Source organism: Caballeronia sp. LZ003 (genome assembly GCF_031451465.1).
Classification (GTDB): domain Bacteria; phylum Pseudomonadota; class Gammaproteobacteria; order Burkholderiales; family Burkholderiaceae; genus Caballeronia.
Window position 1 is genome coordinate 1,963,218 of record NZ_JARUXJ010000001.1, and the last position, 11,340, is coordinate 1,974,557.

Consider the following 11,340-nt stretch of genomic DNA (forward strand, 5'->3'; position numbering starts at 1 on the left):
GCCGCGCCCTTTAGCTCGCTTGCGAACCCGCGTCGCGCAACCCGAACAGCGCCGCCGAATCCACCGTCAGCACCAGTTCGCCATCCTGGTTATGCGCTTCCCAGCGCGTGGCGACGATACCGCGATCCGGCTTGCTCTTCGACACGCGCTTGTCCAGCACGCGCACCGTAAGCCGCACCGAATCGTCGACGCGCACCGGCTTGATCCAGCGGATATTGTCGAGACCGGGCGAACCCATCGAGGTCGAATCGGCGAGCATGTCGCGCACGAGAATGCCCATCATCGCGGAACAGGTGTTCCAGCCGCTCGCAACGAGACCGCCGAAATGCGACGCCTTGCCCGCTTCCTCCGACAGATGGAACGGCTGCGGATCGTAACGCTTCGCGAACTCGATGATCTCATCGCGCGTGAACGTGTGGGCGGAGAGCGTCACCGCATCACCGACTTCGAAATCTTCATAGGCGTAGGTCATTCAAGCTCCTTCCAGGTCATGAAACGCAGGTTGCGACGCAAAACGCGCGAGGTGGTAGTCCACGTCGCCGAGCGTCGTCTCGATGATCGACAGCCGTTTGAACCAGTGCGCGGCGGGCATCTCGTTGGTCACGCCCATGCCGCCGTGCAACTGCACCGCCTGTTGCCCGACGAAGCGCGCCGCCTGACCGACACGCGCCTTCGCAGCGGAAATGGCCTGCGTGCGCGTGGCCGCGTCGTCGCTGGCGTAACGCGCAGCGGCGAGATACGTGATGGAGCGTGCCTGCTCGGTGTGGATCAGCATGTCCACCATGCGATGCTGCAGCACTTGAAACCGTGCGATGGGCGCGCCGAACTGCTTGCGCTCCTTCGTGTAGTCGACGGTCGCGCGATCGAGCGCATCGAGCGCGCCGAGGGCTTCGGCGCAAAGCAAAAGCGTGGCGTAATCGGCGATCTTCGCGAACGTGGCCGCACCGCCGTTCAAACGCGTGGCTTGCGTGTTCCTGAAGACGAGCGTCGCGGCGCGCTGACCGTCGATCGTGCGGTAGTCGGTGACATCGACGTTGGCGGCATCGCGCGGCACCAGAAAGAGCGCAACTTCATCGCCGAGACGCGCGGGCACGATCCAGTAATCGGCCTGCGCGCCGTGCTGCACGACCGATTTCCTGCCGTCGAGCGTATGGCGTTCGCCTTGCTTGCTCGCCGTAGTGCGAAGATCGAAGAGATCGTAGCGCGCGTGCGGCTCGTTGAACGCCACCGCCATCCTGAGTTCGCCACGTCCGGCGCGCTCGAGCAATTCGCCCTGTTCCGCCGATGCCGCGAGCCGCAACGCTTCGATACCGACCGCCGTCGCCCAATAAGGCTCGACGACGAGCGCGCGCCCGAGCTCTTGCATCACGACGAGCATATCGACGGGCCCACCATCGAAACCGCCTTGCGCTTCGGGAACGGGCAGCGCCAGCAAGCCGAGTTCGGCGAACGCGTTCCAGTGCCGTGCATCGACGCCCGCTTGCGACATGACGATCTTCTGCCGCGCGTCGAACGAATATTCGCGGTCGAGATAGCGGCGCAGTGCATCGCGAAACTGCTGCTGTTCATCGGTGAAATCGAAGTCCATGCGCGCTCCTCAAAGGCCCAGAATCATCTGCGCGATGATGTTCTTTTGAATCTCGTTCGAGCCGCCATAGATCGACGTCTTGCGAAAGTTGAAGTAGTACGCGGCAAGCGGCGCGGCATCGTCGTCGCCGGTCTGGCTCGCGTCGCGCTCGCCTTCGAGGTACGCGGAATCGAAGCCGGCCGCTTGCGGTCCGGCCGCTTCGAACATGAGTTCGGTCAGCGCCTGCTGCACTTCCGTGCCTTTGATCTTCAGCATCGATGCTTCGGGCCCCGGACCTTTTGCATCCGACTCGCTTGCGATCACGCGCTGCACCGTCGCTTCGAGGGCCATCAGTTCTATCTCGAGCGCGGCGACTTTCGCGGCGAACAAGGGATCGTGCAAAAGCGGCTGGCCGCGGCTCGTGCGTTCGAGTGCAAGCCGCTTGAGAAAGCGCAGTTCACGCTTCGATTGCCCCACGCGCGCAATGCCCGTTCGCTCGTGCCCCAGCAAATACTTCGCATACGTCCAGCCGCGATTTTCCTCGCCGACGAGATTGGCGGCCGGCACCTTCACGTCGTCGAAAAAGACTTCGTTGACTTCGTGATCTTCGTCGAGCGTGATGATCGGCCGCACGGTGATGCCCGGCGTTTTCATATCGATCAGAAGGAACGAAATGCCCTCCTGTTTCTTGGCCTCGGGATCGGTACGCACGAGGCAGAACATCATGTCGGCATGTTGCGCGAGCGTGGTCCACGTTTTCTGACCATTGACGATGTAGTGATCGCCCTGTCGCTCGGCGCGCGTGCGCAACGAAGCGAGATCGGAACCGGAGCCGGGCTCGGAATAGCCCTGACACCACCAGTCGGAGCCATCGAGAATGCGCGGCAGATAGCGAGCCTTTTGCGCGTCGCTGCCATATTTCATGAGTACGGGAGCGACCATCGATACGCCGAATGGCAGGACCATCGGTGCGCCCGCGCGCGCGGATTCTTCGTCCCAGATATGACGCTGCGTGGCGTTCCAGCCGGGACCGCCATACTGCTTCGGCCACGCGACCGCCGACCAGCCGCGCTCGCCGAGCAGCTTGTGCCAGTTCACGAAGTCTTCGCGAGTCAGACGCTTGTGATTGAGAACCTTGTCGCGCAATGCGCGCGGCAGGCTGGCTTCTAGCCAGTTACGGATGTCGGCGCGAAAGGCTTCGTCCGCAGGGGAATGATCGAGATTCATACGCTGTGTCTCCTGTGTAGCCGACCACACGAGACACCGCTGATTTACTGCAGCGGCTCTTTCAGTGCGGCCGGAACGGGCAACGGCAATACGTCGATCCCTTCTTCCAGCAAGGCATGCGTTTCTTCGGGCGTCGTCACGCCGCGGATATTGCGCGCGGGCGCTTCATCGTAATGAATGCGCCGTGCTTCCTCGGCAAAACGATCGCCCACGTTCTCGGTCTTCTCGATCAACTCGCGCATGAACTGAAGCGCGCGCGCCTGAACGCCCGCCGCATCCGGCGATGCTTCCGCCGGTACCGCGCGGTTGTTGCGCGCCGTCGAAAGATTCAGACGCGGCGCCGATGGCATGCGGCTCACATCCGTCTCCGAACAGACCGGACACGCAACCAGCTTGCGCAACAGCTGCGATTCGAACTCTTCGGTAGAAGCGAACCAGCCTTCAAACCGATGTTCATGCGAGCACTTTAAATCGAGGACCTTCATGCTGATGGGGACTTCCGGGAAGTTTATCTCAAAACTATCGATTGTGAACGGTCGTTCGTAAAGACTGATCTTTTGATTGCTCGACCGGTGATCGATTCTAGCGGTTCGAGGGTACGGGCGCTTGGCTCACACATAACGCGAAATGTGGCAGTGTGGCACTGCGCCGAAAATGAACAAGCCCCAAGATCGAATGATCTTGGGGCAAGCGATACGTCTTCAGCGGTTCGACGGATGACGACTACGCCGTCGATTCTCCCAACGCCCACTCTCCCGAGCGCACCTTCTCCAGCCAGAACGCGCCGATGATCGTCTTAACATCGCTGATCGTGCCGTCCTTCACCCACTGCATGAGTTGCGCAGGTTCCGCGATAAACGTCTCGAGAAATTCGCCTTCATCGAGCCGGGCATCGCCAGCGGTGAGACCGCGCGCGAGATAGAGATCGATGAACTCGGTCGAATAGGAGATCACCGGGTGGATACGCGTCAGAAAAATCCATTCGCTCGCGGTATAGCCCGTCTCTTCCAGCAGTTCACGCTTCGCGCATGTCAGCTCGTCTTCGTTGGGATCGAGCTTGCCGGCCGGAAATTCGAGCAGCACCTTTCCCACCGGATACCGATACTGCCGTTCCAGCAAGACCCGACCATCGTCGAATTCCGGCAGGATCATCACCGCGCCCGGATGCTCGACGAATTCGCGCGTGGCGTTCTTGCCGTCGGGCAATTCCACGGTATCGCGCTTGAGCGTCAGAAACTTGCCTTCGTGAAGCGTGACGCTTTCGACCTTCTTCTCGATTAGGCCGTCGTCGTTACCGAAGTTCGCGGTGGAAGAAGCGTTGTGATCTGCCATCTTGAGCCCTATGCCAAATGGCCAAAAGCCGCCGACAGCAACCAGCCGTCAGCGGCGTTTGACAAGATACTGATACGTGAAGCCCGGAAACGCGAACACCACGAAGAGACTGAAGGTAATGGCATAAAACTGCCATTCCTGATCGAAGCGGTTGCCGGCGCGCGCTTCGAGCATGAAGCCGAGCGCGCCGACCGCGAAGTAAAGAACGAGCAACTCGCCGATCCGAATCCAGACGCCCTTCTTCGCCGTCTTACTCCCATCCGCATGAAGCTTGAGCGGCATGACGGCAAAAAGGCGCTGATTCAGGAACGGCAAGTTGGCGCCGACGAGCGCCAACAGCACGATAAACCATCCCGCTGCCGACATTACAGCGGCAGCGTATGCGTGATCGCTTGCAGGCAAGCCGTCATCAGCGGGCCGGGCACGAGACCGAGCACGAGCACGGCCAGACCGTTGAACGCCAGCAAGGAGCGATTGAGGCTGCCGGCAACGATCGGCGACGCATCTTGCGGCGCGTCGAAGTACATCAGCTTCACGATGCGCAGGTAGTAGAACGCACCGACCAGCGATGTCAGGACGGCCAGCACGGCGAGCCACGTCAGACCGGCGTTCATCGTCGCTTCGAGCACGGCGAGCTTCGCGTAGAAACCGACGGTCGGCGGAATGCCCGCAAGCGAGAACATCATGATCATCATGACGAACGCGAACACCGGGCTGCGCTGATTCAAACCCTTGAAGTCGTCGATCATCTCGGCTTCGAAGTCGCGGCGCGCAAGCAGCATGACCACGCCGAAGGTGCCAAGCGTCGTGACGAGGTAGATGATGCTGTAGAACATTGCCGAACTGTAGGCGCCCGCCGCGCCCGTTACCTTGCCGTCCACCACGCCAGCCAGCAGGCCGAGAAGCACGAAGCCCATGTTGGAGATGGCCGAGTACGCGAGCATCCGCTTGATGTTCTTCTGCACGATACCCGTGACGTTGCCGACGATCAGCGACAGCGCGGCGAGAATCACGAGCATCTCTTGCCAGTCGACCGCGAAAGGCAGCAGACCCATCACCAAGAAGCGCAAGCCCCACGCAAAGGCCGCGACCTTCGGGCCGCCGCCTGTGAGCAAGGTCATTGCAGTCGGTGCGCCTTGATAGACGTCCGGCACCCACATATGGAACGGCACCGCGCCCATCTTGAACGCCACGCCCGCCACGACGAAGATGATGCCGAACAGCAGCACCGCGTCGTTGATGCGGCCCGAAGCCACCGCCTTGAAGACTTCACCCAGTTCCAGCGAGCCGGTCGCCCCATAAAGCATGGAAACGCCGTAGAGCAGGAAGCCGGAAGCGAGCGCGCCGAGGACGTAATACTTCATCGCCGATTCGTTCGCCTGCGGCGAATCCTTGCGCAGCGCGATGACCGCATACAGCGACAGCGACATCAGTTCGAGGCCGAGGTACAGCGTGAGGAAGTTGTTGCCCGAAATCATCACGCACTGGCCGAGCAGCGAAAAGAGGCCAAGCAGGAAGAAGTCGCCGCGAAACAGACCGCGGTCTTCCAGATAGCGCCGCGAATAGATGACCGACACCGCGTAGCCCAGACACACCACCGCTTTCATGGCGCTCGCGAACGGATCGACGACATACATGCGCGTGAAGAAGTAATGCGGCGTCGGGTCGAGTGCCGTGACCGCGAACCACACGCCGACCACGAGGGTCGACACGAGCGCGATCAGATACGTGACACGACGGCTTGGCACGCCGAAGATCGTGTCGTTCAACCAGGCGATGACGACTGCGGCCATCAGGACCGCGTCGGGCAACAGCACACTCATAGGGGCGTTTTGCATGATCTTTTAAATCCTCCGCACGGCGTTACTGATCCAGCGGCAGCTTGGACTGCGCGACGTGGGAGAGCAGGTTTGCCACCGATTCGTGCATGACGTCGGTGAAGGGCTTCGGATGCAGGCCCATGTACAGCGTGAACGCTGCGAGCACCACCAGCATGAACATTTCGCGCTTGTTGATGTCCTTCAGCTTCGCGACATGGTCGTTCGCCACGGCGCCAAAGTACACGCGCTTGTACATCCACAGCGTATAGGCCGCGCCGAGAATCAGCGTGAACGTGGCCAGGAAACCGATCCAGAAGTTGAACTTCACGGCGGCCAGAATCACCATGAACTCGCCGACGAAACCCGAGGTGCCCGGCAGGCCGCAGTTGGCCATGGCGAACAACATGGAGAACGCCGCGAACTTCGGCATGGTATTGACGACACCGCCGTAATCCGCGATCTGGCGCGAGTGGACGCGGTCGTACAGCACGCCGATGGAAAGGAACATCGCGCCCGAGACGAAGCCATGCGAGATCATCTGGATGATCGCGCCTTCCACGCCAAGCTGGCTGAAGATGAAGAAGCCAAGCGTGACGAAGCCCATGTGCGCAATTGACGAATACGCCACCAGCTTCTTCATGTCCGCCTGAACGAGCGCGACGAGACCGATGTAGATCACCGCGATCAGCGACAGAGTGATGACCACGGGCGCGAGAAAGTGGCTCGCGTCCGGCGCGATGGGCAGCGAAAAGCGCAGAAAACCATACGCGCCGAGCTTCAGCATGATCGCGGCAAGCACGACCGAGCCGCCCGTCGGTGCTTCCACGTGAGCGTCCGGCAGCCAGGTGTGGACGGGCCACATCGGCACCTTGACGGCGAACGCGAGGAAGAACGCTATGAACAGCAGCACCTGCGGCGTCATGCCGATCTTCGCGGCTTGCCACGTGGCGAGGTCGAACGTGTGCGTCTGCGTGTACAGGTACAGCAGCGCGATCAGCATCAGAAGCGAGCCGGCCAGCGTGTACAGGAAGAACTTGAACGCCGCATACACACGGTTCGGACCGCCCCACACGCCGATGATGATGTACATCGGGATGAGCGTGGCCTCGAAGAACACGTAGAACAACAGGCCGTCGGCGGTCGAGAACACGCCGATCATGATGCCCGAGAGAATCAGGAACGCGGCCAGGTACTGCGAGACGCGCTCGGTGATCACTTCCCATGCGGCGATCACCACGATCACCGTGATGAGCGCGGTCAGCACGACAAACCACATCGAGATGCCGTCCACGCCCAGGTGATACGTGATGTTGAAGCGTTCGATCCAGTTCGCCTGCTCGACGAACTGCAACGCGGCCGTCGACGTATCGAAGCCGGTGATGAGAGGGATCGTCACGATCAGCCCGAGCACCGAGCCGATCAATGCGACCCAGCGCGCGGGCGCCGGGTTGTGGTCGTTACCTATAGCCAGGACCAGGACGCCGAATACGATCGGCAGCCAGATCGCGACACTGAGAATCGGAAAAGAGTGCATAGGGTCCCTCGCCTTATTTGCCGCCGAGCGTTACAAACAGGGTCAAGAGCCCCAACATGCCGATAATCATGGCGAACGCGTAGTGATAGATGTAACCGGATTGAAGGAAGCGGATCACACCGGCGAACCAGCCGACGAACCGCGCACTGCCGTTGACGATGCCGTCGATGACGACCACATCGCCCTCTTTCCACAGCCCCCGGCCAATGGCGACCGCGCCCTTGGCGAAGACCACTTCGTTGATCTTGTCGAAGTAGTACTTGTTGTCGAGGAGCGTATAGATCGGGCCGGACGCCTTCTTGATGACAGCGGGCAGATCCGGACGCTTGATATACAGGAACCACGCGACGATCACGCCGAAAGCCGCGATCCACACCGGTCCCGGCGTGATGATGCCGTGCAGCGCCATGGCCATCCAGCCGTGGAACTCCGTGGCCATTTCCTTCAGGCCTTCGTGGTTTTCGGCGATGTAGATCACCTTGTCGAAGATCACGCCGTGCGAGAAGAAGTCGCCGTAGACCATCGGACCGATACCGATCGCGCCGATGATGATCGACGGAATAGCCAGCAGCACGAGCGGCAGCCACACCACCCACGGGGTTTCGTGCGGCACGTGCGCGTGGCCGTGGTCATCATGGCCGTGCCCGTGGTCGTCGTGACCATGGCCGTGCGAATCGTGACCGTGGCCATGTGCTTCAGCTTGACCCATCGGCGAATCGGGATGCTTCGGACCGCGGAAACGCTCCGGACCGTGGAACACCATGAAGTACATGCGGAACGAGTACAGCGACGTGACGAACACGCTTGCGACCACCGCGAAGTACGCAAAGCCGGAGCCCGCCAGGTGCGAGGCCTTGGCCGCTTCGATGATCGAATCTTTCGAGTAGAAGCCGGAGAAGAACGGCGTGCCGATCAGCGCGAGCGAACCGATCAGCGACGTGATCCAGGTGATCGGCATGTACTTGCGCAGACCGCCCATGTTGCGCATGTCCTGGTCGTGGTGCATGCCGATGATGACCGAACCCGCGCCGAGGAACAGCAACGCCTTGAAGAACGCATGCGTGGCAAGGTGGAACACGGCGACCGGATAAGCCGACACGCCGAGCGCGACCGTCATGTAGCCGAGCTGCGATAGCGTGGAGTAAGCCACCACGCGCTTGATGTCGTTCTGCACGACGCCGAGAAAGCCCATGAACAACGCGGTGATCGCACCGATGACCGTGACGAACGACAGCGCCGCATCCGAATGCTCGAAGAGCGGCGACATGCGCGTCACCATGAAGATACCGGCCGTTACCATGGTTGCCGCGTGGATCAGCGCGGAGATCGGCGTCGGGCCTTCCATCGAGTCGGGCAGCCAGACATGCAGCGGAAACTGCGCGGACTTACCCATCGCGCCGATGAAGAGGCAAATGCACGATACCGTCAGCAAGCCCCATTGCGTGCCGGGAAAGGTCATGGTCGCGAGCTTGTCGCTTTGCGCGAACACGTCGCCGTAGTTCAACGAGCCACCGAACGCCAGCAAAAGGCCGATGCCCAGCAGAAAACCGAAGTCGCCCACGCGGTTCACGATAAACGCCTTCATGTTGGCGTAGATCGCGGTTTCACGCGTGAAGTAGAAGCCGATCAGCAAGTACGACACGAGACCCACGGCTTCCCAGCCGAAGAACAGCTGCAAGAAGTTGTTCGCCATGACGAGCATCAGCATGGAAAACGTGAAGAGCGAGATGTACGAGAAGAACCGCTCGTAACCGACTTCTTCATCCGCCATGTAGCCGATGGTGTAGATATGCACCATCAGCGAGACGAAGGTCACGATGACCATCATCATCGCGGTGAGCGAGTCGACCAGGAAGCCGACTTCCATCTTGAGCGAACCGACCGTCATCCATTCGTAGACGGTGGCGTTGTAGCTCGCGCCGTTCAGCACGTCGAAGAAGACCATCGCGGACAGCACGAAGGAGATCGCGACGCCGAGAATCGTCACGCTGTGCGCGCCCTTGCGCCCTATCGTCTTTCCCAGCAGCCCCGCGATCAGCGAACCGGCAAGCGGCGCCAGCGGAACCGCAAGCAGGACGTTTTCATTGAGTGTCATGGACATAACAGCCTAGCCTGAAATTAACCTTTGAGCTGATCGAGGTCCTCGACGTTGATCGTGTCGAGGCTGCGGAACAGGGTCACGAGAATCGCGAGACCGATTGCCGCTTCAGCAGCAGCCACGGTCAGCACGAAGAACACGAAGATCTGGCCGTGTATGTCGCCCAGATAATGCGAGAACGCGACGAAATTGGTGTTCACCGCGAGCAGCATCAGCTCGATGGCCATCAAAATGATGATGACGTTACGGCGATTCAGGAAGATGCCGACGATGCTGATCGCAAAGAGGATCGCACCGAGCACGAGGTAATGGGCAAGACTCAACATTTCGATATTCTCCTTCGCGCTCAGCCCTTGTTGTCGACCGTTCCCGCACCGATGTTGCCGGTCACGGGCGGTTCCGTCGCGGCGTCGGGCGCCTCTGTCTCGGACTTCATCTTGACGATACGCACGCGGTCCTGAGCACGCACCTTGACCTGCTGGCTAACGGTCTGCGTCTTCTTGTCCTTCTTGTCGCGAATGGTGAGCGAGATCGCCGCGATGATGGCGACCAGCAGCACGAGACCGGCGATTTCGAACGCGAAGATGTAGTCCGTGTAGATGATCTTGCCGATGAGCTGCGTGTTCGGCATCACCGCCGCGCCGCTGACAGCCGCGCCGACCACCGGCGTGGTCGTCGCGCCGAAACCGTGCCACAGGATCAGCGCCGTTTCCACCACGATGATCGCGCCCACGATGCTCGCGAGCGGCACGAAGCGTCTGAAGTCGCGTCGCAGTACGTCGATGTTGATGTCGAGCATCATCACGACGAAGAGGAACAGCACCATCACGGCGCCCACGTAGACGAGAACCAGCAGGATCGCGAGGAATTCGGCCTGCAGCAGCATCCAGATCGCGGCCGCGTTGAAGAACGCGAGCACGAGGAAGAGCGCGGATGACACCGGGTTGCGCGAAGTGATCACCTTCAGCGCCGACACGGTCAGGAGCAGCGCGAAGATATAGAACAGTACGGTTGTGAATTCCATGATTACCGGTTCATCGTTAGGCCATCAAGAGGCATGGTGTATCGGCGCTTCGGCTCGCTCTCTCCGTGCGACGGACAAAGCGCGGCCGGGGAAGATCAGCCACGAAGCACGGTCACTAAGCGCGCCGCATTGTGCCAGACAGCAACAACAAAAACGCAACGACATGTCGAGGACGGGAGCGCGCGAACGTGGTTTCTGTTTCTCTCGCGCGGCGCTCCAGGCTCGGCTTCGCATCAACGATAAGGCGCGTCTGCCGCCTTCGATGCGGCGATTTCTGTCTCGTAACGGTCGCCCACCGCAAGCAGCATGTCCTTCGTGAAGTACAGGTCGCCGCGCTTCTCGCCGTGATATTCGAGGATGTGCGTCTCGACGATCGAGTCGACCGGGCAGCTTTCTTCGCAGAAGCCGCAGAAGATGCACTTGGTCAGGTCGATGTCATAACGCGTCGTGCGGCGCGTATTGTCAGCACGCGTTTCCGATTCGATCGTAATGGCGAGCGCCGGGCATACTGCCTCGCACAGCTTGCAGGCAATGCAGCGCTCTTCACCGTTTTCATAGCGGCGCAGTGCATGCAGGCCACGAAAACGCGGAGAAATAGGCGTCTTCTCTTCCGGGAACTGCACCGTGATCTTGCGCTGGAACGTGTAGCGTCCCGTCAGCGCCAGACCCTTGAGCAGTTCGGTCAGGAAGAAGGTCTTAAAAAAGCTCTGTATTGCGTTCATGATATTTGTCCGCTCT

The 11,340-nt window shown here is 60.6% G+C and carries 12 protein-coding genes; all 12 read right to left on the reverse strand.

Annotated features, from left to right (window positions below; genetic code table 11):
* Positions 1-10: 10 nt before the first annotated feature.
* Positions 11-472: a MaoC family dehydratase gene (locus tag QCE79_RS08710; RefSeq protein WP_244825464.1), complete on the reverse strand. Its 462-nt coding sequence runs from the start codon at positions 470-472 to the stop codon at positions 11-13.
* Positions 473-1,588 (reverse strand): acyl-CoA dehydrogenase, encoded by a 1,116-nt coding sequence (locus QCE79_RS08715; protein ID WP_309843437.1) that lies wholly within the window; start codon positions 1,586-1,588, stop codon positions 473-475.
* A gap of 9 nt (positions 1,589-1,597) precedes the next feature.
* Positions 1,598-2,794, reverse strand: coding sequence for an acyl-CoA dehydrogenase family protein (locus tag QCE79_RS08720; protein WP_309843440.1), 1,197 nt, complete (start codon positions 2,792-2,794; stop codon positions 1,598-1,600).
* A 44-nt stretch (positions 2,795-2,838) separates the two neighbouring features.
* A complete protein-coding gene (locus QCE79_RS08725; protein WP_309843443.1) occupies positions 2,839-3,279 on the reverse strand; it encodes a DUF1178 family protein in 441 nt (146 codons plus the stop codon).
* A 238-nt stretch (positions 3,280-3,517) separates the two neighbouring features.
* Positions 3,518-4,126 carry an NUDIX hydrolase gene (locus QCE79_RS08730; protein ID WP_309843445.1) on the reverse strand — a complete coding sequence of 203 codons (609 nt, stop codon included), beginning with the start codon at positions 4,124-4,126 and terminating at the stop codon, positions 3,518-3,520.
* A gap of 48 nt (positions 4,127-4,174) precedes the next feature.
* Entirely contained in the window at positions 4,175-4,492 is a 318-nt protein-coding gene (locus QCE79_RS08735) for a DUF2818 family protein (protein WP_250465130.1), read from the reverse strand.
* Positions 4,492-5,964 (reverse strand): NADH-quinone oxidoreductase subunit NuoN, encoded by a 1,473-nt coding sequence (nuoN, locus tag QCE79_RS08740; RefSeq protein ID WP_309843447.1) that lies wholly within the window; start codon positions 5,962-5,964, stop codon positions 4,492-4,494. Before nuoN ends, QCE79_RS08735 begins: the two co-directional genes overlap by 1 nt.
* 25 nt (positions 5,965-5,989) lie before the next feature.
* Positions 5,990-7,480, reverse strand: coding sequence for an NADH-quinone oxidoreductase subunit M (locus tag QCE79_RS08745; protein WP_250465132.1), 1,491 nt, complete (start codon positions 7,478-7,480; stop codon positions 5,990-5,992).
* A 13-nt stretch (positions 7,481-7,493) separates the two neighbouring features.
* Positions 7,494-9,581 (reverse strand): NADH-quinone oxidoreductase subunit L, encoded by a 2,088-nt coding sequence (gene nuoL, locus QCE79_RS08750; protein WP_244825474.1) that lies wholly within the window; start codon positions 9,579-9,581, stop codon positions 7,494-7,496.
* A 17-nt stretch (positions 9,582-9,598) separates the two neighbouring features.
* Positions 9,599-9,904, reverse strand: coding sequence for an NADH-quinone oxidoreductase subunit NuoK (nuoK, locus tag QCE79_RS08755; protein WP_031360677.1), 306 nt, complete (start codon positions 9,902-9,904; stop codon positions 9,599-9,601).
* 20 nt (positions 9,905-9,924) lie between these two features.
* Complete coding sequence (locus tag QCE79_RS08760) at positions 9,925-10,602, reverse strand: NADH-quinone oxidoreductase subunit J (protein ID WP_244825476.1); 678 nt, start codon at positions 10,600-10,602, stop codon at positions 9,925-9,927.
* Positions 10,603-10,835: 233 nt separating this feature from the next.
* Positions 10,836-11,324 (reverse strand): NADH-quinone oxidoreductase subunit NuoI, encoded by a 489-nt coding sequence (gene nuoI / locus QCE79_RS08765; RefSeq protein WP_244825478.1) that lies wholly within the window; start codon positions 11,322-11,324, stop codon positions 10,836-10,838.
* Positions 11,325-11,340 lie beyond the last annotated feature (16 nt).

Coding starts and splice junctions, on each gene's coding strand:
- QCE79_RS08710 (WP_244825464.1), bottom strand. CDS start 472: ATGACCTACGCCTATGAAGATTTCGAAGTCGGTGATGCGGTGACGCTC.
- QCE79_RS08715 (WP_309843437.1), bottom strand. CDS start 1,588: ATGGACTTCGATTTCACCGATGAACAGCAGCAGTTTCGCGATGCACTG.
- QCE79_RS08720 (WP_309843440.1), bottom strand. CDS start 2,794: ATGAATCTCGATCATTCCCCTGCGGACGAAGCCTTTCGCGCCGACATC.
- QCE79_RS08725 (WP_309843443.1), bottom strand. CDS start 3,279: ATGAAGGTCCTCGATTTAAAGTGCTCGCATGAACATCGGTTTGAAGGC.
- QCE79_RS08730 (WP_309843445.1), bottom strand. CDS start 4,126: ATGGCAGATCACAACGCTTCTTCCACCGCGAACTTCGGTAACGACGAC.
- QCE79_RS08735 (WP_250465130.1), bottom strand. CDS start 4,492: ATGTCGGCAGCGGGATGGTTTATCGTGCTGTTGGCGCTCGTCGGCGCC.
- nuoN (WP_309843447.1), bottom strand. CDS start 5,964: ATGCAAAACGCCCCTATGAGTGTGCTGTTGCCCGACGCGGTCCTGATG.
- QCE79_RS08745 (WP_250465132.1), bottom strand. CDS start 7,480: ATGCACTCTTTTCCGATTCTCAGTGTCGCGATCTGGCTGCCGATCGTA.
- nuoL (WP_244825474.1), bottom strand. CDS start 9,581: ATGTCCATGACACTCAATGAAAACGTCCTGCTTGCGGTTCCGCTGGCG.
- nuoK (WP_031360677.1), bottom strand. CDS start 9,904: ATGTTGAGTCTTGCCCATTACCTCGTGCTCGGTGCGATCCTCTTTGCG.
- QCE79_RS08760 (WP_244825476.1), bottom strand. CDS start 10,602: ATGGAATTCACAACCGTACTGTTCTATATCTTCGCGCTGCTCCTGACC.
- nuoI (WP_244825478.1), bottom strand. CDS start 11,324: ATGAACGCAATACAGAGCTTTTTTAAGACCTTCTTCCTGACCGAACTG.